21 protein-coding genes are annotated in these 22,388 nt (G+C 70.3%); 11 read left to right on the top strand and 10 right to left on the bottom strand.

Annotated features, from left to right (window positions below; genetic code table 11):
• Positions 1-12 precede the first annotated feature (12 nt).
• From ACIO1C_RS14075 to ACIO1C_RS14050, 6 genes are all read left to right on the top strand, one after another.
• Entirely contained in the window at positions 13-933 is a 921-nt protein-coding gene (locus tag ACIO1C_RS14075; RefSeq protein ID WP_401862539.1) for a LysR family transcriptional regulator, read from the top strand.
• On the top strand, positions 930-1,502 hold the full coding sequence (locus ACIO1C_RS14070; protein WP_401862536.1) for an isochorismatase family protein: 573 nt from the start codon (positions 930-932) through the stop codon (positions 1,500-1,502). The genes ACIO1C_RS14075 and ACIO1C_RS14070 overlap by 4 nt, the downstream gene beginning before the upstream one ends.
• A gap of 164 nt (positions 1,503-1,666) precedes the next feature.
• Positions 1,667-2,266: a hypothetical protein gene (locus tag ACIO1C_RS14065; protein WP_401862534.1), complete on the top strand. Its 600-nt coding sequence runs from the start codon at positions 1,667-1,669 to the stop codon at positions 2,264-2,266.
• Between the two features lie 61 nt (positions 2,267-2,327).
• Positions 2,328-2,957 carry a class F sortase gene (locus ACIO1C_RS14060; protein WP_401862531.1) on the top strand — a complete coding sequence of 210 codons (630 nt, stop codon included), beginning with the start codon at positions 2,328-2,330 and terminating at the stop codon, positions 2,955-2,957.
• Between the two features lie 207 nt (positions 2,958-3,164).
• The gene (locus ACIO1C_RS14055; protein ID WP_401862528.1) at positions 3,165-3,944 is read left to right on the top strand and encodes an SDR family NAD(P)-dependent oxidoreductase; all 780 of its coding nucleotides are present in this window, start codon (positions 3,165-3,167) and stop codon (positions 3,942-3,944) included.
• Positions 3,945-4,045: 101 nt separating this feature from the next.
• Positions 4,046-4,927, top strand: coding sequence for a LysR family transcriptional regulator (locus ACIO1C_RS14050; RefSeq protein WP_401862526.1), 882 nt, complete (start codon positions 4,046-4,048; stop codon positions 4,925-4,927).
• A 30-nt stretch (positions 4,928-4,957) separates the two neighbouring features.
• Here ACIO1C_RS14050 and ACIO1C_RS14045 read toward each other — a convergent pair whose 3' ends face one another.
• From ACIO1C_RS14045 to ACIO1C_RS14020, 6 genes are all read right to left on the bottom strand, one after another.
• Entirely contained in the window at positions 4,958-5,872 is a 915-nt protein-coding gene (locus tag ACIO1C_RS14045) for a carbohydrate ABC transporter permease (protein WP_401862523.1), read from the bottom strand.
• The gene (locus ACIO1C_RS14040) at positions 5,869-6,795 is read right to left on the bottom strand and encodes a carbohydrate ABC transporter permease (RefSeq protein ID WP_401862521.1); all 927 of its coding nucleotides are present in this window, start codon (positions 6,793-6,795) and stop codon (positions 5,869-5,871) included. Before ACIO1C_RS14040 ends, ACIO1C_RS14045 begins: the two co-directional genes overlap by 4 nt.
• Positions 6,792-8,174, bottom strand: a complete 1,383-nt coding sequence (locus tag ACIO1C_RS14035) for an ABC transporter substrate-binding protein (protein ID WP_401862518.1) — start codon at positions 8,172-8,174, stop codon at positions 6,792-6,794. The genes ACIO1C_RS14040 and ACIO1C_RS14035 overlap by 4 nt, the downstream gene beginning before the upstream one ends.
• 38 nt (positions 8,175-8,212) lie before the next feature.
• The gene (locus ACIO1C_RS14030; protein WP_401862515.1) at positions 8,213-9,310 is read right to left on the bottom strand and encodes an enolase C-terminal domain-like protein; all 1,098 of its coding nucleotides are present in this window, start codon (positions 9,308-9,310) and stop codon (positions 8,213-8,215) included.
• A 67-nt stretch (positions 9,311-9,377) separates the two neighbouring features.
• On the bottom strand, positions 9,378-12,623 hold the full coding sequence (locus ACIO1C_RS14025) for a discoidin domain-containing protein (protein ID WP_401862513.1): 3,246 nt from the start codon (positions 12,621-12,623) through the stop codon (positions 9,378-9,380).
• A 168-nt stretch (positions 12,624-12,791) separates the two neighbouring features.
• Positions 12,792-13,622, bottom strand: coding sequence for a FadR/GntR family transcriptional regulator (locus tag ACIO1C_RS14020; RefSeq protein ID WP_401862510.1), 831 nt, complete (start codon positions 13,620-13,622; stop codon positions 12,792-12,794).
• Between the two features lie 270 nt (positions 13,623-13,892).
• Here ACIO1C_RS14020 and ACIO1C_RS14015 point away from each other — a divergent pair, with 270 nt between their 5' ends.
• Together ACIO1C_RS14015 and ACIO1C_RS14010 are read left to right on the top strand one after the other, a co-directional pair.
• On the top strand, positions 13,893-14,231 hold the full coding sequence (locus tag ACIO1C_RS14015) for an L-rhamnose mutarotase (protein ID WP_401862507.1): 339 nt from the start codon (positions 13,893-13,895) through the stop codon (positions 14,229-14,231).
• Positions 14,232-14,308: 77 nt separating this feature from the next.
• A complete protein-coding gene (locus ACIO1C_RS14010) occupies positions 14,309-14,995 on the top strand; it encodes a formylglycine-generating enzyme family protein (RefSeq protein ID WP_401862505.1) in 687 nt (228 codons plus the stop codon).
• A 45-nt stretch (positions 14,996-15,040) separates the two neighbouring features.
• Here the strand turns inward: ACIO1C_RS14010 and lpdA are convergent, their stop codons facing one another.
• A complete protein-coding gene (gene lpdA, locus ACIO1C_RS14005; protein WP_401862503.1) occupies positions 15,041-16,453 on the bottom strand; it encodes a dihydrolipoyl dehydrogenase in 1,413 nt (470 codons plus the stop codon).
• 212 nt (positions 16,454-16,665) lie between these two features.
• Here lpdA and ACIO1C_RS14000 point away from each other — a divergent pair, with 212 nt between their 5' ends.
• The 3 genes from ACIO1C_RS14000 (at position 16,666) to ACIO1C_RS13990 (ending at position 19,011) form a co-directional block, all read left to right on the top strand.
• Complete coding sequence (locus tag ACIO1C_RS14000) at positions 16,666-17,388, top strand: lysophospholipid acyltransferase family protein (RefSeq protein ID WP_401862501.1); 723 nt, start codon at positions 16,666-16,668, stop codon at positions 17,386-17,388.
• 91 nt (positions 17,389-17,479) lie between these two features.
• Entirely contained in the window at positions 17,480-18,517 is a 1,038-nt protein-coding gene (locus ACIO1C_RS13995; protein ID WP_401863184.1) for an NAD-dependent epimerase/dehydratase family protein, read from the top strand.
• Positions 18,514-19,011, top strand: coding sequence for a YbaK/EbsC family protein (locus ACIO1C_RS13990; protein WP_401862499.1), 498 nt, complete (start codon positions 18,514-18,516; stop codon positions 19,009-19,011). The genes ACIO1C_RS13995 and ACIO1C_RS13990 overlap by 4 nt, the downstream gene beginning before the upstream one ends.
• A 117-nt stretch (positions 19,012-19,128) precedes the next feature.
• Here ACIO1C_RS13990 and ACIO1C_RS13985 read toward each other — a convergent pair whose 3' ends face one another.
• The 3 genes from ACIO1C_RS13985 to ureG all read right to left on the bottom strand — a co-directional run bounded on the left by ACIO1C_RS13985 (position 19,129) and on the right by ureG (position 22,301).
• A complete protein-coding gene (locus ACIO1C_RS13985; protein WP_401862497.1) occupies positions 19,129-20,718 on the bottom strand; it encodes an alpha/beta hydrolase in 1,590 nt (529 codons plus the stop codon).
• Positions 20,719-20,865: 147 nt separating this feature from the next.
• Entirely contained in the window at positions 20,866-21,624 is a 759-nt protein-coding gene (locus ACIO1C_RS13980) for an urease accessory protein UreD (RefSeq protein ID WP_401862494.1), read from the bottom strand.
• Positions 21,621-22,301: an urease accessory protein UreG gene (gene ureG, locus ACIO1C_RS13975; protein WP_401862492.1), complete on the bottom strand. Its 681-nt coding sequence runs from the start codon at positions 22,299-22,301 to the stop codon at positions 21,621-21,623. Before ureG ends, ACIO1C_RS13980 begins: the two co-directional genes overlap by 4 nt.
• Between the last annotated feature and the right edge of the window lie 87 nt (positions 22,302-22,388).

Below are 22,388 nucleotides of genomic sequence, written 5' to 3'. Positions count from 1 at the left end.
TAATCAGGAGCTATGGAACTCAGGCAGTTGCGGTACTTCGTCGCGGTGGCGGAGGAGTCGAACTTCACGCGCGCGGCCGAGCGGCTGCACATCAGCCAGCCGGGGATCAGCACCCAGATCCGCCAGCTGGAACAGGACCTCGGGGCGGCCCTGATCGACCGGTCGGGCCGTGGGGCGAGCCTGACCCCGGCCGGGGAGGCGGTGCTGCGCCACGCCCGTGCGGCGCTCGCGGCCGCCGAGGCCGCGCGGCACGCGGTCGCCGAGGTGAACGGGCTGCTCCGGGGCCGGCTGGTGGTGGGCATGATCACCGCGTGCACCGTGACCCCGCTGTTCGACGCCCTGTCCGCCTTCCACCGGGACCACCCCGGGGTCGAGATCAGCCTGTTCGAGGACAACTCCGACCGCCTCATGGAACGGGTGCGTGGGGGTACGGCGGACCTCGCCCTGATCGGCACGGCCGACACACATCCGCCGGGCCTGGAGGCCCTGCCGATCGTCAGCGAACGGCTGATCGCGGCCGTGCCCCCGGGCCATCCGCTGACCGGGCAGGCGCGGGTCACGCTGGCCGACGTCAGCGCGTACCCGCTCGTCTGCCTGCCCGGAGGCACCGGGATCCGGGCGGTGTGGGACCGGGCCTGCGCGGCCCGGGGCGTCCGGCCGGACATCGCGCTCCAGGCGAGTGCGCCGAGCGCCGTCGCCGATCTGGCCGCGCGCGGGCTGGGCGTCGCCGTGCTGTCCGAGTCCATGGTCGTACGGGACGACGGCCTGGAGGCCCGCGTCATCGACGACATCGAGACGCGCGCGATGCTCGCCCTCGTCCACCGGACGGACGGGAGCGCCGCGCTCCGGGAGCTGCTGACGCACTGCCACCGCGCGTTCGGGGGAAATTGGAATGGAGGCGCCCCGGCGGCGAAGGTCATCATGGCCGGATGAACCCTCCCGCGCTCCCCGCAGACGCCCTGATCGTGGTGGACGTCCAGTCCGCCTTCGTCTCCGGTGACGGGGCGGTGCCCGGCGCGGCCCGGCTCGTGGACCGTACGACGGACCTGATCGCCCGGGCCCGCAGGAGCGGCGCGCTGGTCGTCCACGTACAGAACGACGGAGCGGTCGGCGCGGACGACGAGGCCGGCACGCCCGGCTGGGAACTCCACCACCCCGTCGAGGCGGGGCCCACGGAGGTCGTGATCCGCAAGAAGAAGGACGATGGCTTCGACGGGACGCCGCTGGGAGGCCTGTTGACCGACTCGGGGGTACGGGCGCTCGCCGTCTGCGGCGTGATGTCCGAGATGTGCGTCCTGGCGACGGCTCGTACCGCCCTGGCGCTGGGATACCGGGTGGTCCTGCCGCACGACGCCCACGCGACGCAGGACATCCCGGCGAAGCCCGGCCTCGGCGACCGCGTCCCGGCCGCGACGGTCTCCCGGGTCGCCGAATGGGCGCTGGGCGCCGGGGCGGAGATCCTCCCGCACGCGGCGGACGTCACGTTCGCACCCCTCCCCTGAAGGCAGCGAGAAGGGGGCGGTGACGGGAGCGGCCCGTCCGTTGCGCCACTCAGGGCATCTTGACGGTTTCTCGGCGTTTCGCCGCCAGGTTTTGTCGGATATGTGACATTTAGTCAGATGATCGCATGCAGTACGACAATCATCCCGGCTTGAAGGAGCCTCCCATGCCCACGTCGCCCTCCCTCCGCTCCGCCCGCTCCCGTTCCGCCGCCGTCCTCGGCGCGTTCGCTCTCGCCGGCGCGTCCCTGGCCGGGGCGTCGGCCGCGGTCGCCGCTCCCGGCGACAGCGGGGACGTGAGGATCCACAACGCCGGGACCCCCGCCGGCAACACCGGGGACGCCCTGAAGGTCTGCAAGTTCAACCTGAGCGCCTTCAACTTCGAGACCGTCCCGCTGGTGACCTTCACCATCACCGCCGAGCCGCCCACCCCCGCCCTGCCCACCCTGACCGGCGCCATCACGCTCGCGGCCGGGAAGGGGAACACCTCGGACTACTCGCTCCCCAACGGCACGTACCAGCTCAACTGGACCTTCCCCGGCGGCGTGCCCAAGAAGAAGCTCTTCAAGGTCGAGTGCCCGCTGGGAAGCGGCGAGCTCCCCCTGCCGGTCGGGGCCGTGGCCGCGGGCGGCGGCGGGGTCGCGAGCCTCGAAGGCGGCAACGACTCGTCCACGGGGCTGACCCCGTGGCTCGTCACCGGTGCGGTCGGAGCCGCGGGCCTGCTCCTCGTCCGCCGCGCCCGCCGCCGCGGCCATGGCGCCGCGTAACACCCGACATCGACGCCGGAGAGGGCCGAGCCGCGCCTGCCGCCTCACCCTCACGCTGAGTGTGACCGCCTCGCTGGTGACCGGTGTGGTGTGGGCGTGCGGCGACGCCCCCGCCGATCCACCGTTCACCGGGACCGTCGTGCTCGCCGCCCCCGCCGCGGAGAGCGCGAAGGGCGCCGGCCGGCGGCCGGGGCGGGCGGCGGCGGTCCCGCGCCCGCCCCGGCCCCTGCCGCCCTCGCCGGCGGTACGGCTCGCCGTCCCCGCCCTCACGATCGAGGCACCGGTCATCCAGGTGGGTCTTGACCCGCTCGGCCACCTGGGCACTCCCCCGCTGGAGCGGCCCCGGCAGGTCGGCTGGTACCGGGGCGGTCCCACGCCGGGCGAGGCGGGGACCGCTCTGATCGTGGGCCACCGGGACACCCGTACCGGTCCGGCCGTCTTCCTCAACCTCAACGCCCTGCGCCCCGGCGACCTGGTCAACATCGCCCGGGCGGACCGGCGGACGGCGGTGTTCAGCGTCGATGCCGTGAAGACGTACCGGAAGGACAAATTCCCCGACCAGGAGGTGTACGGCAGGACAGGGCGCCCCGAACTGCGCCTGCTGACGTGCGGCGGGAGCTTCGAGAAGAAGACCGGCTACGCGGCCAACATCGTGGTGTTCGCGCACCTGACGGACGTCAAACGTACGTGAGGGCGGTACGTGACCCAGGGCGTACGGGCCCGGCGGCACCCTCGCGCCGCCGGGCCTCCGCGCGCAGGTCACCGCGTGCCGCTTATGGCCGCCAGCAGGAACGCCGATGGGCCGGCCGGAAGGCCCGGGGCGGCCCGCTCCTTGTACCGGGTACAGCCGCGCGACACCGCACGCGGCGTTCCGTACCGCTTCAGGAGATGCCCCGTCATGACTGTCAGAAACGAAGAGCAGGCCGCCCGCCAGGAGAAGTCGTCGGGCGAGCTGACGGACCAGGTCGCTCTCATCACCGGCGGCACCGCGGGAATCGGCCTGGAGGCCGCCCGCCTCTTCATCCGTGAGGGAGCCCACGTCGTCATCTCCGGCCGCAGCCCCGAGCGCGGCGCCAAGGCGATCGCCGACCTGCCGGAAGGCCCCGGCACCGTGCGCTTCGTCGCGGCCGACCTCGCGGACCTCGACTCGGTCCGCGCCCTGGCGGAGGAGGCCGGCGCGGTCGACATCCTCGTCAACAACGCCTCCGCGTTCCCCGTCGCACCGACCGTGGAGCAGAGCGTCAGCGTGTTCGAGCGACTGTTCGACACCAACGTCCGCGGCGCCTACTTCCTCACCGCGAGCCTGGTCCCCGCCATGCTTGAGAAGGGCACGGGCAGCATCGTCAACGTCAGCACCATGGCCGCGTCGATGGGTGTCCCGGGTGCCTCGGGCTACAGCGCCACCAAGGCCGCGCTGAGCTCGTTGACCCGTACGTGGGCCGCCGAGTTCGGCCCCAGTGGCATCCGGGTCAACAGCGTCGCCCCCGGCCCGACCATCACCGACGGCGTCCTGGTCGAGTGGGGTGACGGAGTGGCCGAACTCGGCAAGACCCTGCCCCTGCGCCGTACCGCACGGCCCGCCGAGATCGCCGAGGCCATCCTCTTCCTCGCCTCACCCCGCTCCAGCTTCGTCACCGGCGCCACCCTCGCGGCCGACGGCGGCGCCACCGCCGTCTGAGGCCACCGTTCCGGCCCGCCGGGCTCGTTGCCGCTACTGTCCGGTTGTCCGGAACGCGTGACACAGGAAAGGGGCTCTCCGCGGCGATGGAGATCCGGGAGATGCGTGCGTTTGTGACGGTGGTGGACGAGGGCGGGCTCTCGGCGGCGGCCCGCGTCATGCACGTCAGCCAGTCGGCCCTCTCGCAGACGATGCGCTCACTCGAACGCCAGGTCGGTGGTCAACTGCTCGTCCGGGGCCCCGGCGGCGCACACCCCACCGAACTCGGCGCGGCCCTCCTCGGTGAGATCCGTTCCCTCGTCGAGCGGCACGACCGGCTGATGAGCACCATCAACCAGCCGGCCGTGCCGCCCGAACGGGTGCGCGTCGGAGTGCCGCTGGAACTCCCCCCGGATCTGCTGCCGACGGCGATCGCCGAGGTGAGCGCCACGCACCCGAACACCTCGATCGTCCTCCAGCACGCCAGGAGCACGGCCCAGCTCACCGCCCTGCGGGCCGGTGAGCTGGAAGTGGCTCTGGTACGTGACCACCCCACGGACCCGTCCCTCGACAGCGTGCTCGCGGTGGAGGAGTCGATGGGAGTGGTTCTCACCGCCGCCCGCGCGGAGGAACTGACCGACGCGGGGAGCGTACGACTGCACCGGCTGAGCGGCATGTCGTGGGTGAGCTTCGCCCGGGTGGACGCGCCGGCGTGGCACGACCAGGTGATCGCCACCTTGCGCAGCCACGGCGTCACCGACACCTACAGCGCGAGCGAGGAGGGCCGTCCGGTGCCCCGGGAGGTGAAGTTCGCCGCGGTGAACGGCCCGCGGACGTTCGCCTTCGCGTCACCGGGCTGGGTCCACCCGCTGCCCGAAGGGCTGGTGTGGCATCCCCTGACCGGCGATCCGCTCGTCCGCCACACCTGGGCGGTCTGGCGGGCCGACGCCACCCAGCGGGGACTCGCCGCACTGGTCGCCGCACTGGACCTCACCGCCCGCTGACCGTACCGGCGTTCCTCACTCCTCAGCGGATCACTCCTTGGTGGATCCGGCGAGCATCCCGGAGACGAGCGTCCGCTGCGAGAAGAGGAACAGCACGAGCACCGGCAGGATCGCGATGATGATGGCCAGCGCGAGTTCGGGGATCGTGATGTTGAGGCCGGCCCCCGCCACGGGGTTGAACGACGGGGTGGACGACAGGAGTTGGTTCAGTCCCACCTGGACGGGGAACTGGTCGCTGTTCGGCAGCACGAGATACGGAAGGAAGAAGTTGTTCCAGTTGCCGACGAAGCTGAAGAAGGCGACCAGTCCGATGACGGGCTTGGCCAGCGGCAGCGCGATGAGCTTGAAGATCTGCCATTCCGAACAGCCGTCGATGCGCGCCGCCGAGAGGATCTCGCGGGGCAGGCTGGTGGCGAAGTAGATGTAGACCAGGTAGACGCCGAACGGGTAGAAGGAGAAGGGCAGGATCACCGACCAGGCCGTGCCGATCAGGTGGAACCGGTTGAGCTCCAGGAAGATCGGCAGCACCAGGGTGGCCGACGGCATGATCATCGTGACCAGGGTGACCGTCAGCAGCAGCTTGCGCCCCCGGAACCGCGTCAGCGCCAGGGCGTACCCCGCCGGCACACTGGTGAGCAGGGTGAGGATCAGCGAACCGCCCGAGTAGACGGCCGAGTTGCGCAGCCACAGGAGCAGCGCGCCGTCCTGGAAGTCGACCAGGTGGTGCCAGGCCGTGCCGATCTGGGCGAAGGAGCCGAAGGAGAGCGGCGAGTCGTGTGTCATCTGCCCCGCCGTCTTCGTCGGCGCCAGCAGCAGCCAGACGACCGGCAGGACGAAGAAGACGAGCAGCGCGGTGAGCAGCACGCAGACGACGAGGACCGACAGGGCGCGGGAGGGCTTGCCGCGTTGCGGGCGGGTGGGTGAGCCAGATGCGGTGTAGGTCATTTCTCATCCAACGTGAACATGTCCGAGCGCCACACGAGCAGCCCGGCGACGATGACACCCAGGGCCAGCAGGAAGACGGAGATCGCCGCGGCGCCGTTGAAGTCGCCCTGCTGGAAGGCGAAGACGTACGCGAGTTGGTTGGGTGACCAGGTGGGGCTGACCCGGCCGAGGCTGGCCGTCTGGAGCAGTTGCGGCTCGACGAAGAGCTGGGTGCCGGCCGCGAAGGCCAGGATCGTCATGTAGGCGATCCACTGCCTGATCATGGGGATCTGGATGTGCCAGGCCGTTTTCCACGGGCCGGCGCCGTCCATCCTGGCGGCTTCGATGACCTCGTCGGGGATGTTGTTCAACGCCCCGTACATCACGACGATCCAGCCGCCGGCGCCGGTCCAGAAGGCGATCAGGACAAAGATCACCGGAAGGTCGCCGGGGCTCAGGACGGCGGCGAAGCTGTCCTTCCCCATGGCGTCGAGCAGCCAGGAGACGGGGCTGACCGCCGGGTCCAGCATGAACAGCCACACGAGCACACTGGCGACACCGGCCAGTGCCCCCGGGATGTAGTAGAGGAAGCGGAAGACCGCGGACAGTCCCGGCTTCATCCGGCCGCGCAGGACGACGGCCACCAGGACCGTCAGGACGACCAGGACGACGAGCCACATCACCAGGTAGAACAGGATGTTGGTGAAGGCGGGGACGAACCGGTAGTCCCCCATCACCTTGGTGAACTGGTTGATGCCGGTGAACTGGCCCTTGTCGTTGGTCAGGGACAGGTAGAACGAGTAGACGGTGGGGAAGACCCCGAAGGCGAGCAGCAGGATCGCGTAGCCGGCGACGAACAGGTAGCCGGCCACCCCTCCCCGCCGCCGCGACGCGGCGCGGCGGCGGGGAGGGTTCGTGACGTGCTGAGTGTCCAGCACGGTCATTTCGTGGTCACCTTGTATCCGACGGCCTTGGCCTCGTTCGCGATGGCCGTCTGCCAGGCGGGCAGGGTCTCCGACAGTGTCTTGCCGGAGGTCAGCGCGGGCAGGACCACGCTCGACCAGGCGGTCGCGTCACTGAACTTGGTGTTGGACCAGCCCGTCCACACCTGGCCCGCGGCCGTGCGGAAGACGTCGCTGATGTCGTCGGCGAAGTACTTCTTGTTGTCGGGGTTGGCGAGCCAGGCGTCGGCCGCGGGGGCGTACGCCGGGTAGGTCGGCGCCTTGGCCTGGTTCTCGTCGGACGTGGTCAGCCAGCTGACCAGGTCGGTGGACGCCTTGAGGTTGGCGCTGTGGGAGGAGACCATCCAGAGCCCGCCGCCGACGTTGCCCGTCGAGGCGGTGGTCTCACCGGGCCAGGTCAGCGGGGCCCCGGCGGAGATCTGTCCGGCCGGCGTCTTGAAGGCGGCGTTGAACAGGTACTGGCCGTACCAGGACGGGCCGTACGCCATCAGGACCTTGCTGCCGCTGTCCTTGGCGAAGCCCTGGCTGAAGAAGCCCTGGGTGCTGACGGTCTTGTTGGCGATGAGGGTGTCCAGGAGCGTGGACATCCGGGTGCACTTCTCGTCCCCGAGTGCCACCCGCAGGGTGTTGGGCGCAGTCAGGTTGAAGGCGGGGCACTGGCTGGACCAGAAGTACGACTCCTGGGAGTTGGTGTCACCCACCGAGCCGACCAGGTAGCCGGGGTGGTCCTTGGCGAGCTTCTCGCCGATGGCCTGGTACTGCTCCCAGGTGGTGGGCACCTGGTAGCCGAACTGGTCCATCAGCTTCTTGTTGTACCAGAGGACGACCTGGGCTATGTCGTTGCGCATGCAGTAGGTGTGGCCGTCGACCTGGCACGGCGCGAGCGAGCCCTTGGCGAAGTTGTCCAGGGTCTTCTGCGGGACCAGGTCCTGGTCCAGCGGCGCGGCGAAGGCGACGGCACCGGGCTTGGTCGGCTCCGCGGCCCACGTCACGTCGGTGGGCGAGCCGAACACGACGTCGGGCCAGCCCTTGCCGGTCCGGTCGAAGAGCTGCACCTTCGTCTGGAGGTACGTCGATCCGTCGGCGCCTCCGTCGTAGGTGACGACGTTCAGCTTCGCGTCCGGGTGCTGCTTCTGGTACGCCTCCACCTGCGGCAGCCGGGTCGAGTCGGTCCAGACGGTGATCTTGGACGCGTCGTCCTGCTTGACCGGCTTGAAGGCCTTGGCGGTGTCCGACGACGAGGACTGCGTGGCGTCGGCGCAGCCGGCCAGCAGGGTGACGGCCGACAGGGCCAGGGCCGCGACCGCCTTCCGGGTGATGGTGCGGCGGATGCCGGCTCCCGAACCTCTTGAAGACGTCATTGTCTTGCCTTTCTGCTTTCTTACGTGTGTCACGTGTGTCACGAGTGCTGCTCGACAAAGGGGTGGAGGGCGCTGCCGTACTCGAAGTCGAGCGGCAGCGCGATTCCCGGACCGGTGGGTGCGTGGACGAGTCCGTGCTCGTCCACGTGGCGTTCGCGGGTCACCGTCGTCCGGGTGACGAGGGACTCGTAGTAGGTGGTGTTGGAGATCGCCATGCAGAGGTGGTGGTTCGGGATGTCCGAACCGTGCACCTCGGCGCGGAGCAGGTGCGCGTCGGCGAGGTGGGCCGTACGCATGGCTCCGGTGATGCCCCCGCGCAGGGTGGTCCCTGTGCGTACGCCGAAGGTCGCCGCCCCCGAGGCGATGAAGTCGGCGGAGTTCATGTGGGCGCCGTCCGAGGTCTCGGCGACGAGGAGCGGGACGGAGACCGCCTGGCCGAGCCGCCGGTAGGCGCCGACGCTGAATTCGCGCATCGGCTCCTCGTACCAGAGGTAGTCGGCCTCGGAGAGGGCGCGGCCCAGGCGGATGGCGTCGGGCAGGTCGAACCCGGCGGACCCGTCGTACATCAGCGGGACGTCGCTCCCGACGTGTTCGCGCAGCGCCAGGCAGAGCGCGGCGTCCTTGCGGGCGTCGCCCCAGGCGTGCAGCTTGATGCCCTGGTAGCCCAGCTCCAGGCACTGGTCCGCGACGTCGAGGAACTCCTCGGTGGTCGCGAAGGTGGTGGTGGAGGCGTACGCGGGTATCGCGTCGCGGAATCCGCCGAGGAGCTGCCAGACGGGCTGGTCGCTCACGCGTCCCGCGAGGTCCCACAGGGCGATGTCGATCAGGCCGAACGCGGGCAGCGGCAGCTCGTGGATGCGGTCCAGTTCCCAGACACGGTGCCAGAGCCACTCCCGCCGGAACGGGTCCTGCCCGACGAGTTCGTCCCGGAACACCCGGTCCACGAGGTCGGCGAGGAGGACGGCCGCGCCGGGTCTCGCGAACACCGCCACTCCCTCGGCGCCCTCGTCGGTGCCGATCCGCAGGACCGCGCCGTCGCCGGAGGCGGGGCTGCCGGCCAGGCCCTGCCGCCAGCTGAACGGCGGGTCCGCGGCCGGGACCCGGATCGGATGGGCTTCCACATGCGTGATCTTCATACTGGCTTTCGTTTCGGTGGGAGGGGGAGACGGGCGGGGCGCCCGGCTCCCCCTCGGAATCGCGGGATCAGAAGTCGCCGTACGCCTGGAGCTCGTACAAGCTGCCGCCGTTCCAGTTGGACCCGGTGACCGTGAGCCGGAGGTAGCGGGCGGAGACCGGCGCGTCGGGAAGGGAGATGTTCGTCCGTCCCGAGGTGGCCGCGGCGGTGTGGTCCTCCAGCGTCGACCAGGTGGTGCCGTCGGTGGAGTACTCGATCCGGTACTTGTAGCCGTTCTGGAGCTCGAACGTGGTGACCACGCCCGAGACGGAGGCGGTCCTGCCCAGGTCGACCTGGATCCAGGACGGGTCCGGGAGGCCGAGGCCCTGGGCCCAGCGGGTGGAGAGGTCACCGTCGACGGCGAGCCCGGGGGTGTTGGGCTCGGAGTACGAGGACACCGTGACCGGCTTGTTCAGGGCCAGGTTGACGTAGGCCGGGAGAGTCACGTCGGCGGCCGGGCTGGGTGCGGAGGCGTTGAGCGCGCCGTCCACGGCGACCACCGTGAAGCTGTACTTCTGTCCGGAGGCCAGATCGGTGAGCCGCAGGCTCGTCTTGTCGGTGACGGCGATCCGCCTGCCGTCCTGGAAGACCTCGTAGGTGGCCACACCGACGTTGTCGGCCGGGGCCGTCCAGGTGAGGTCGGCCGTGCCGGGCACCAGCGGGGAGATCTTCGGCGCGGCGGGCGCGGCCGGCGCCTGGGTGTCGGTGTTCGGCGGCTGTACGGAGCCGTAGGCCTGGAGCTCGTAGAGGCTGCCGCCGTTGCCGTTGGAGCCGGTGACCGTGAGCTTCAGGTAGCGTCCCGCGGTCGGCTTGGCGGCGGACGAGTAGTTGGTCGCCTCGGTGGTGGCCGCGCCGGTGTGGTCCTCCAGGGTGACCCAGTGCACCTCGTCCGGGGAGACCTCGACGCGGTACTTGTAGCCGCCGGCCTTCTCGAAGGTGGTGATCGCCCCGGTCAGGTCGTACTGGGCGCCGAGGTCGACCTGGATCCAGGAGGGGTCGGAGAGGCCGAGGCCCTGGGCCCAGCGGGTGGAGAGGTCGCCGTCGACCGCGCGTGCGGGGGTGTTGGCCTCGGAGTACGAGGAGGCCGTGACCGGCTTGTCCTTGGCGACGTTGGCGCCGGACGGCATGGTCACCACGGTGGGCCTGCTCGCCCTGGACTCGTTGCCGGCGGCGTCGCGGGCGGTCACCGTGAAGGTGTACTTCTTGCCCGCGGTGAGGCCGGTGACGCGGGCGGTGGGCTTGGTGGAGGCGCTGACGACCTTGCCGTCGAGGTACACCGCGTACCCGGTGACGCCGGTGCTGTCCTGCGACGTGGCCCAGCTGAGGTCGGTGACGGTCGGGAAGCCGGCCTTCACGGTCGGGGTGCCGGGCGCGGTGGGCGCCGTACGGTCCGTGGTGGCGGGGTCGGGGTCCAGGTGGCGGTACTGCGGCTGGAGCCCGGCGTTCTCGACGATCGAGGCGGGCAGCTGGGCGCAGCCGTCGACCTTGGTGTTGTCGGCGACGTAGGTGCCGATGGTGTTCGCCTGGGTCGTGTAGTTGGGCTGCGTGGTGAAGTTGCGGTCCGCGGTGATGTCCAGGCCGTGGTTCATGAGCAGCCACTGGTACGAGACGTCACAGAACGCGTTCTGCGTGGTGTGGAAGTACTGGCTTCCCTCGTCGTGGTAGATCGCGCCGTAGGCGGGCTCGGGGACACCCTTGATGTAGTTGCCCGAGACGACACTGCCGGGGTTGGAGCTCAGTGTGTAGATGGCACCCCCGTCGGCCTGGAGCTTCATGATGTCGCTGATCTCGTTGTCACTGATGACGTTGTTCTTGGCGGGTGTCGGTGTGTCGTAGACCGGGACGCCCGAGTTGCCGGGGTAGTTGGTGTCACCGCCCTTGTCGGTGAGGCCCCAGCCCCAGCCGAGGGAGATTCCGCTGTACGGGAGGTCGTAGACCTTGTTGTGCGTGATGACGGTGTGGTCGGTGTAGCTCGCCATGATGCCCAGCGAACCGGTGTACTGGTCCGCCACGTTGGTGACCACGTTGTTGCTGACCGTGGTGTTCTTGGTGATCGACCGGGGGTCGCCCGGGTGGTGGTCGATGACGTCGGTGCCACCGATCTGGATGCCCGTCCCGGCGATCTGCCGGAAGACGTTGCCGGTGATCGTGGTTCCCTGTGTACCGGTGTTGAGGTTCAGCCCGACGGCGCCGAGGTGCGTGAAGGTGTTGTCCAGGAACGACACGTCGTGGCCGTAGCTCACGTTGACCGCGCCGGGCGTCTTCTGCCAGTGCAGCCGGGTGGAGTCGAAGTCCGGGTTGTCCTTGCCGACCATGCGGAAGCCCGCCTGGCCCTCGATCAGTCCGTCGTCCGAGCTGGGCGCGAGCCACGTCGAGTAGGAGAACGTGATGCCCTTGAACGTGACGTCGGTGACCGGCTCGGAGAGGGTGCCGTTCAGGTCCACCAGGTCCTGGACGCGCGGCACGGTCACCTTCGCGGTCGCGAGGTCCTGGCCGGCCTTGGGTATGTAGAAGACGTCGCCCGCGCTCTTGTCGAGGTACCACTCCCCCGGGGTGTCCAGCAGCTCCCGGGCGTTCTCCAGCCAGGTCGGGTCAGTGATCTCCTGGCCCTGCTGGAGGTTGGCGTTCTTCCAGCACGGCTGCTGCATCGTCACCGTGGTGCCGACGATCGAGTCGACCGGGCAGCGCATGAGCTTCCAGCCCCAGCGGCTGGCGACTTCCAGGTCCGACTGGTTCTTCCAGTCGGCGAGGCTCGTGTCGGTGACCTTGTAGCCGGTCGCGGTCTTGGTGAAGCCGCCGGGGTCCTTGGCGCCGCGGGCGCGGGTGGCCAGTTCGCCGTTGACGTACAGCTGCCGGGTGTCGATGTCCCCGACGTGGGCCTTGTAGACGTTCTTCGCGGCGTCGGCGACGGTCCAGCCGGTCACGGACGTGCCGCCGCTGATCACGGGGTGGGCGCCGGGCGCGGCCTCGTACGTGATCGTGTGCCCGTTGGTGCCCGAGTCCGCGCTCGTCAGCTTGAAGGTGTCGGTGAGCTGGTACGTACCGTCCAGCAGCTCGACCTTGATGTCACGCTTCATCCTGTCGTTGAGCTCGCGCACCTGGTCCCTGGCGTGCGTCAGGGTCTTGTACGGGTGCGAGGCCGTGCCGGAGCCGGCGTCGCGGCCCTTGCCCGGCGAGACGTAGATCTTGAGCGGGGCCGGCGCGGACTTCGCCGTGCCGGCCGAGGCCAGGCCGACGGGCATCGCCACGGTGACGACCAGCGCGAGGCCGGTCATGAGGGTCATTCTCCGCTTCACGGTGCGGAGAGTGCCGGGAAATTTCGACACTGAAATTCCAATCGACTGCCAGGGACGAATGGGGTGGTGGCGTACGGGGCCGGAGGGGTGCTCCGGGTCGTTCCTGCGGGGTTTCTGACGGCCTGCGCGCGTCGTGCGAGACGTCCGCTACGAGGCCGAAGTCTGTTGTCGCTCCCCCGGCGCCGGCGGTGTGACCGCCGGGCCGGTGGTGTGAGCCGGCTGGTTGAAGAGCCTGTCGCGGATCTTGCGTTCGAACTGGGTCTGGGTGGTGGAGATGTGCTCGGCCATGAGCCGCACCGCGGTGTCCGCGTCGCCCGAACCGATGGCCTCGGCGATGGCGAGGTGCTGCGCTCCCGCGATCTGGAGGGAGCCCGGCACGTCGCCGTGGAAGAGCAGGACGTCCGACTGCGAGGCGAAGCTGCGGATGTTGGCCACGCTGGAGCGCAGGAAGACGTTGTGCGCCGCGATGCCGACCGCGTCGTGGAACAGTTCGTCGGCGTGGGCGAACGCCTCGGCGTCGACCGCCTTCCCCGCTTCCAGGGAGGTGTTCGCCGCCTCGCGGATCGCCCGGACCTCGATCGGGGTGGCGAGGGTCGCCGCGCGTCTCGCCGTCTCGGACTCGATGAGCCGGCGGTAGTCGAGGAGCATGAGGACGTGTTCCATGCTCGTCGGCCGGAAGTGGGCGAGCCGGTCGTCGCCCAGCGCGCCCGGTGAGGACGCCACGAAGATGCCGGCTCCCCTGCGCACGCTCAGCCGGCCGATCGCCGCGAGGACCTTGACGGCCTCGCGGGTCACGTTGCGGGTGGCCCCGAGGATCTCCGCCAGGCCTTTCTCGGTCGGCAGCCGGTCACCCGGAAGCAGGTTCTGCTCGGCGATGTGGTTGAGCAGCTGTTCCGCGACGAGTTCGTACCCCGGGCGGTAGCGGTCGGACGTGTCGTCCGTACCGCCGGACGCGGGACCGGCAGGGCCTGACACCACGCAACCTCCTCAAGTTCAGATGAATCAGATCTATCGGCGCGGTCACTATGACACCGGCGCAGGGCGAAGGGAAGGTTTGCGCCAAACTCTGTGCGGAGAGTGGCTGATTCATTTGATGAATCCGTACAAAACACCCATGTACGTCGCAACCGTTGCCCGTTGGCCCGCCCATACGTAGGGTCCATCCAGCCCGATGAACCAGATACATCAACTCGGGCCGGAGACAACTACTCTCGATGCCACTGTCACCGCACCCAGGGAGGACGGGCCGTGCCCCAGCCCACCACTCGGCGATTCGCCTCCGTCATCCGCCTGCGCCCGGAGAAGGAGGCCGAGTACCGCGCGCTGCACGCGGCGGCCTGGCCCGGCGTCCTGGCGGCGTTGAAACGCGCCCACATCGCCAACTACTCGATCTTCCTGCGCGCCGGGGTGCTCTTCAGCTACCTGGAGTACACCGGGGACAACTACGAGGCCGACATGGCCTCGATCGCCGCCGATCCGGTCACGCGGGAGTGGTGGGAGCGCACCGATCCCTGCCAGCAGCCCGTCGAGGACGCGGCGGAGGGTGAGTGGTGGGCGCCGGCGGAGGAGGTCTTCCACCTCGGCTGACGGGGGCGGGCGGCCCCGGCGTGCGGCTCCCGGGCGGCCCCGGCACGCGGCTCGCCGGCAGCTGAGATCATCCGTTCATGGACCCGCGCACGGAACACGAGACGACCACAGCCGTCCCCCCGGGGCGGGTGACGCTGTCCGACCGGCGGACGCGGCGCAGTTGGCCGGTCGAGGTGGGGCCGTACCGGCTCGGGGTCTTCGCCGTCACCCAGGCGTCGTACGCCGAGGTCACCGGCCTGGCTCCGAGCACCGCGCGGGGCGGCCGGCTGCCGGTCGAGGGTGTGTCGTGGTGGGACGCGGTCCGCTACTGCAACGCGCGTTCGGAGAAGGAGGGGCTGACGCCCGCGTACGACCTCCCACCCCTCCCCGGCGACACCGGGACCGTCGCGTGGGACACCTCCGCCGACGGGTACCGGCTGCCGACCGAGGCCGAGTGGGAACACGCGTGCCGGGCGGGCACCACCGACGCGCGGTACGGGCAGCTCGACGACATCGCCTGGCACCGGGGCAACTCGCTCGACCGCGTGCACGAGGTGGGCGGCAGGCGGCCCAACGCGTGGGGCCTGTACGACATGGTGGGCAACGTGTGGGAGTGGTGCTGGGACCTCTACGACGCCGAGGTCTACGCCTCGTACCGGGTGCTCAGGGGCGGCGGCTGGTTCGACGAACACTGGAGCTGCCGCGCCTCGGTGCGCCGCCGCAGCCACCCCACGTTCCGGATCGACGACGTGGGATTCCGCGTGGCACGGACGGTGGTGGGCTGACACGCGGCCGTACCGGCCCGCCACCGGCCCACCACCGGACCCGCTCTACAGGTTGATCATGTGCCCGGACAGCCCGTGGACCGCTTCCTGGATGGCCTCGCCGAGCGTCGGATGGGCGTGCACGTTGCGCGCGACCTCGTGCACCGTGAGGTCCCACTTCTGCGCCAGGGTGAGTTCGGGGAGCAGTTCGGTGACGTCGGGGCCGATCAGGTGCGCGCCGATGATCTCACCGTGGCGCGCGTCGCTGAGCAGTTTCACGAAGCCCTTCGGATCCCCGAGGCCGTGCGCCTTCCCGTTCGCGGTGAACGGGAAGGTCGCCACCTTCACGTCGAATCCCCGCTCGCGCGCCTGCGCCTCGGTCCAGCCGAAACTGGCGATCTGGGGCTGGCAGTAGGTGGCGCGGGGGATCATGACGTAGTCGAGCTCCATGGTCTCCGCGTCGGCGAGGGTCTCGGCGGCGATGACCCCCATCGCCTCGGCGGCGTGCGCGAGCATGAGCTTGGCGGTCACGTCGCCGATGGCGTAGATGTGCGGCACCGAGGTCCGGCAGCGGCCGTCGACGTCGATCGCGCCGCGCTCGGTGAGTGCCACTCCGGTCGTCTCCAGGCCGTAACCGTCGACGTTCGGCACAAATCCGATGGCCTGGAGAACCTTGTCGGTCTCCAGCACCCTGGACGATCCGTCCTTCGCGGTGACCGTGACCTGCACGCGCGGCCCGGATTCGTCGATCCTTTCGACCCGGGTCGACGTGAGGACCTCGATGCCCAACTGACGGTAGCGCTTGGCCAGTTCGCCGGAGATGTCCACGTCTTCCAGCGGCGCGATCCGGTCCAGGAACTCGACCATCGTCACCTGGACGCCGTAGTTGCGCAGCACGTACGCGAACTCGATGCCGATCGCCCCGGCCCCGGCGATCACGATCGACTCCGGGAGCTGGTCGCTGAGGATGAGTTCCTCGTACGTGACCACACGGTCGCTCACGGCGGTCCCGGGAAGCAGACGGGTGGAGGCACCGGTGGCGATGACGCAGTTGTCGAATCCGATGACACGCTTACTGCCGTCCGACTGGGTCACATGCAGGGTGTTCGGGCCGGCGAACGTGCCGTGCCCGTCGACCTCGGTGATCCCGTTCTTCTTCATCAGGTAGTGCACACCCTTGACGCGGCCGTCCGCCACCCGCCGGCTGCGGCGGTACGCCTCGCCGTAGTCGAAGGACACCTCGCCGTCGACCCGGATGCCGAAGGTCTTCGCCTCCCGCGTGACGATGTGCGCCAGTTCGGCGTTGCGCAACAGCGCCTTGGTGGGGATGCAGCCCACGTTCAGACAGACACCGCCCCAGTACTTCTTCTCCACGACCGCGACGCTCCGGCCCAGCTGCGCGGCCCGGATGGCAGCCACGTAACCGCCCGGACCCGCCCCGAGTACGACGACATCGAAGTGCTCGCCCTGTTCGTCCATGAGGTTCACCGTAGACCAGATCAATCGAAGCTTTCACGTCCCGTTACGCCGACCTGCCCACGACGCCGAAGCGGCGCGGACACCTTTCGCCGGCCTCGTCGCGGACGCTTTCCCGTGGGGGCGGGTGTGCATACACTGACCCCCGCCGGGGCACCCGCTGACCTGGGGCAATGCCGCCCTGGGGCCGGTCGGAGCAGTGAGGGGCGTATCCCATGTTCTATTACGTGCTCAAATATGTGCTCCTCGGGCCCCTGCTGCGGCTGCTGTTCCGCCCCCGGATCGAGGGGCTGGAGCACATCCCCGCCGAAGGCCCCGCGATCGTCGCGGGCAACCATCTCTCGTTCTCCGACCACTTCCTGATGCCCGCCATCCTCAAACGGCGCATCACCTTCCTCGCCAAGGCCGAGTACTTCACCGGGCCCGGCGTCAAAGGGCGGCTGACCGCCTTCTTCTTCCGCAGTGCCGGGCAGATCCCCGTGGACCGGTCGGGCAAGGAGGCCGGGCAGGCGGCGATCCGGGAAGGGCTCGGGGTGCTCGCCAAGGACGAGCTGCTCGGGATCTATCCCGAGGGCACCCGCTCGCACGACGGACGGCTCTACAAGGGCAAGGTCGGCGTCGCGGTGATGGCGATCAGGGGGAAGGCCCCGGTCGTGCCGTGCGCGATGGTCGGTACGTTCGAGATCCAGCCTCCCGGGCAGAAGGTCCCCCGCATCAAGCGGGTCACCATCCGCTTCGGTGAGCCGCTGGACTTCTCGCGGTACGAGGGCCTGGAGGACCAGAAGGCCGCCATCAGGGCCGTCACCGACGAGATCATGTACGCGATCCTCGCGCTGTCCGGTCAGGAGTACGTCGACCGGTACGCGGCCGACGTCAAGGCGGAGGCCGCGAAGGCCGAGGCCAGGGGCGCGAAGAAGTTCCCCCGGCTGCGCCGCTGACAGCGGATCCGCCACCGGCGAAACCCTCTGGGATGCCGGCCACCCGGCGCTCTAGCGTCGCCCTATGAACGGGACCAGGGGAAAAGCAGTGGTGATCGGCGCCGCCGGGCTCATCGGCCGCGTCGCGGTGCCGGCGCTCGCTCGGGACGGCTGGGAGGTGGTCGCCGCCTCGCTGGGCGGTGGCAGGGACGAGCGGTGGCCGGAGGACGTACGGGCGGTACGGCTCGACCGCGGCGACGACGCGGCGCTCGCCGCCGTGGTGGGCGACGGCTGCGACGTCCTGGTCGACCTGGTGGCGTACGGGCGGACCGAGGCCCGCCAGCTGACCGGGCTCCAGGACCGGATCGGCTCGGCGGTCGTGATCTCCAGCGGTGCGGTGTACGAGGACGACCGGGGCCGCGGCTTCGACACCCAGGGCGAAGCTGACGGCGCCCCGCACTACCCCGTACCCATCCCGGAAACGCAGCGGACCGTGGCCCCCGGCGACGCGACGTACGCCACGCGCAAGATCCAGCTGGAACGCGACCTGCTCGCGGCGGGCGAGTCACTGCCGGCGACGCTGTTGCGGGCGGGCGCGATCCACGGACCGTACTCCCGCACCCCCCGGGAGCTGTTCTTCGTCAAGCGGGCGCTGGACGGGCGCCGCCGGCGTGTCCTGGCGTACGGCGGCAGGAGCCGCTTCCACCCCGTCCACACGTCCAACGTCGCCGAGCTGATCAGGCTGGCCGCGCTGCGCCCCGGCTCCCGGGTGCTCAACGCGGCGGACCCCACGGCGCCGACCGTCGCCGGGATCGGCCGGGCGATCGACGCGGTGATGGGCCATGAGAGCGAGACGGTCCTGGTGGAGGGGCCCGCCCCGGTGGGCCTCGTGGGGTCGACGCCGTGGTCGGGCGCGCACCCGATCGTGTACGACATGACCGCCGCCGAGCGGGAGTTGGGCTACCGGCCCGTCACCGACTACGCCGAGTCCCTCCCGGCGACGGTCGAGTGGCTGGTCGCGCGGCTGCGGGAGCGGGAGTGGCAGGATACGTTCCCCAAGCTGGCCGCGCAGTTCGCTCCGTTCGGCGGTCTTTTCGACTACGCGGCGGAGGACGCCTGGCTGGACGCGTACGAAGAGGGAGCGCAGTGAGCGAGACCCACGAGACCTACGACAAGTTGATCGGGCTGCTGGATGAGCACGGGGCGGTGTACCGGGTCATCGAGCACGCCGAGCAGGGCGCGACCGAGGAGGTCAGCGCGTTGCGGGGCAACACCCTGCGGCAGGCCGCCAAATGCATCGTGGTGATGGTCAAGACCGGGAAGAAGACGAAGCGTTACGCGCTGGCCGTCGTGCCGGGCGACCGCCGGGTGGACCTGGGCGCGCTGAAGGCCCTGTGGGGCGGTACGTACGCGGGCTTCGCGACGCCCGAGGTGGCGGAGCGGCTCGCGGGCAGTGTCAGCGGGACGATCCTGCCGTTCTCCTTCGATCCGGAGCTGGAGCTGGTGGTGGATCCGGCGCTCCTGGAGGAAGAGGAGATCTTCTTCAACGCGGCACGTCTGGACCGGTCGTTGGCGCTGCGTACCGCCGACTACCGGACCGTCGCCGCGCCGCGGACCGCCGCGATCTCACAGCCGGCGGGCTGACCCGGCCGGACACGGGTACGAAGAACACGGGTACGAAGAATACGAAGAAGGGGCGGCCGGTGGATCCGGCCGCCCCTTCGTGTCGATCAGTCGCTCAGCTCAACCTCGCCTGTCGCCCTACGGCTTGGGCGTGGCGTGCGGACCGCAGGTGACGTCCTTGCCGCCCACCGCACCGGTGAGCAGGTACGCCTCGACCCGGTCGTTGACGCACGGGTTCACCAGGTTGGTGATGCCGTGCGAACCGGCGTCCTTCTCGGTGATCAGACGCGAGCCCTTGAAGCGCTTGTGCAGCTCGACCGCGCCGGGGTACGGCGTGGCCGCGTCGCGCGTGGACTGCGCGATCAGCACGGGCGGCAGGCCCTTGCCGGTCTTGACCTCGACCGGGGTCTGCTGCTTGACGCCCCAGGTGGCGCACGGCAGGTTCAACCAGGCGTTCCCCCACGTGAGGAAGGGGTAGTCCTTGTTGAGGCGGGTGTTGTCCCGGTCCCACTTCTGCCAGCTGGTGGGCCACTTGGCGTCGGTGCACTCGACGGCGGTGTAGACCGCGTTGCCGTTCTCCGAGGCGATGTTGCCCTTGGTGTCCGAGAGGTCGGGGGCCGCCGCGTCGACGAGCGCCTGCGTGTCACCGGCGAGGTACTTGCTCCAGGTCGAGGCGACGGGCACCCAGCTGGAGTCGTAGTACGCCGCGCTCTGGAACAGGCCGTCGAGCTCGGCCGGGCCGACGAGGCCCCCGAAGGGCGCCTTCTTGGCGGCGGCGCGGAGCTGGTCGTACGCCTGCTGGACCTTGGTGGCGGTGGAGCCGATGTGGAAGGTCGCGTCGTTCTGCGCCACCCACTTCTTCCAGTCCAGGAAGCGGCCCTCGAAGGCGACGTCCTGGTCGAGGTTGGCCTCGTACCAGATCTTGTCCTTCGACGGGTTGACGACACTGTCGACGACCATGCGCCGCACGTGCGTCGGGAAGAGCGTGCCGTAGACGGCGCCGAGGTACGTGCCGTACGAGACGCCCACGTAGTTCAGCTTCTTGTCACCGAGCGCGGCGCGGATGACGTCCAGGTCGCGCGCGGTGTTCGCCGTCGTCATCTGCGGGAGCATCCAGCCGCTGCGCTTCACGCAGCCGTCCGCGTACGCGGCCGCCAGCTTGCGCTGCGCCTTCTTGTCCGCCTCGCTGTGCGGGACGGGGTCGAGCTTGGGCGCCTTGACGAACTCCTGCGGGTCGATGCAGGAGATGGGCGTCGAACGGCCCACCCCGCGCGGGTCGAAGCCGACGAAGTCGTACGCCTTGGCCGCGTCGGCCCAGATGGCGTTCTTGGTGACGACGCGGCGCGGGAACGCCATGCCGGAACCGCCGGGACCGCCCGGGTTGTAGAGCAGCGAACCCTGGCGCTCGCCCTTGGTGCCGGTGTTGCCGATGCGGTCGACGGCGAGCTTGATCTGCTTGCCGTCGGGCTTCGTGTAGTCCAGCGGGACGCTCACGTAACCGCACTGGATGGGCTTCTCCAGCGACCAGTCCGCCGGGCAGTCCGCCCAGGCGATGCCCTTCTTGGCGGCCCGGTCGGCGGCGACCTTGGCGCCGTAGGACGCGCTGTGCGACGAGGAGTTCCCCGTCTGCCGGGCGTCGGCGGTGGCCGCCGGTGCGGCGACCGCGCCCGCTATGAGCGCGCCGGCGAGCAGAGTGCCGGCCGAGCCGAGCACTGCTGTGCGTCTCAAGTGGAACCTCCCCCTGTGTGATGCGCTGTCTGCCTGCGACAACGCGTTCGATCGGACTCTCCGGGATCCTTACGCCTGTGAGTCCGCTGAGAACAGGCCTCATGGCCCATTCTTTACCTAACCAATAACCGGTGTCCGCGGTCCCGCTCAGCGGTACGCGGTCAGGCGCAGCGCCTCGTCGAGCACCCGGCGCAGTGCCAGGGCGTCCGCCGCGACGGCGGTGACGAGCACGCCTGGCCCGGCCAGCGGGGTGAGGACGGCGGTGTCGCCGAGCAGCAGCGGTTGCGCGGGCTTCTCCTCGAACTCCGGTCCCGCGACGAGGAGTTGGCCGACGGCGCGGTGTCCGCCGAGGACCGCTCCGCCGTCCCAGCCACCGGGCGCGCCGGGCCCGTGGCGCAGCTCCTGGTCGAGGAGGGGGCGGCCGGCGCGGCGGACGGTGAGGCGGGTGAGGAGGGTGCCGGGCTCTTCGCCGTGGCGGCCGAGGATCTGTTCCTCGCGGAGCACCAGGCGGGCGGTGGCGGCGAGTTCGACGGTCGTCCGCATGCGCAGGTCGCTGCCCCGGGCCGAGACGAGCTGTTCGGGCAGCCAGTGCAGCTCCCCGCCCTCGTCCACGGTGAGGCGCAGGTCGTAGTGGGCCGGTTCTGCGGTGTCCGCGCCCGCCGGGATCCGGGCGGGCAGCGCGATCGTCGCCGCCGCCGCGTCCACGGTCAGCCGGGCCCCGTCCCGTACGCGCACCTCGATGGCGAGCCGGTCGCCGCCGAGGGGCGCGCTCATCGCGCCGACGACGGTGACGCGGTGGCCCGTGCCGGTCGCGCGGGTACGGCGTACCGCCAGCGGCCCGTCGCTCGCGAGGACGGGCAGTCCTTCGCGGGTCGCGACGATACGGGTGGTGGCGCGGACGCTCATGCGGTCCAGGCGGCGAGCCGCGCCCGCACCCACGCGGCGACCGGCTCGACGCCTTCCTCACCGGCCCTCAAGGAGGTGAAGACGACAGGGAGTTCGCCGCGCTGCTCCTTGGCGTCGCGGGCCATCCGGCCGAGGTCGGAGCCGACGTACGGCGCGAGGTCCGTCTTGTTGATCACGAGCAGGTCGGCGGTGGTGACGCCGGGGCCGCCCTTGCGGGGGATGTCGTCGCCGCCGGCCACGTCGATGACGAACACCTGCGCGTCGACCAGTCCCTTGGAGAAGGTGGCGGTGAGGTTGTCGCCGCCGGACTCGACGAGGATCAGGTCGAGCGGTCCGACCGCGTCCTCCAGGTCCTCCACGGCCTCCAGGTTGGCGGAGATGTCGTCGCGGATCGCGGTGTGCGGGCAGGCACCGGTCTCGACGGCCTGAATGCGCTCCGGGGGCAGCACGGCGTGCCGGAGGAGGAATTCGGCGTCCTCGCGGGTGTAGATGTCATTGGTCACGACGGCGAGGGAGAGCTGGTCGCGCAGCGCGCGGCAGAGCGCGGCGACGGTGGCGGTCTTGCCGGACCCGACGGGCCCGCCGAGACCGATGCGCAGGGCGCGCCGCGTGCCGTCGGGGCGGGCGGCGTCGGCGCTGACGGCGGCGGGGCCGGGGAGGCTGTGGTCGAGGTGCATGGGGCGACTCCTTGGCTGCTGGCCCTTGAGGGGCTTCTGGCCTCTGGGGGCTTGTGGTCCCGGTGGGCTTCGTACCCTTGAGGGCTT

The organism is Streptomyces sp. NPDC087420 (genome assembly GCF_044744165.1).
GTDB lineage: Bacteria > Actinomycetota > Actinomycetes > Streptomycetales > Streptomycetaceae > Streptomyces.
Note: the sequence above shows the minus strand (reverse complement) of the source record. Positions and strands in the feature narration are given on the sequence as shown.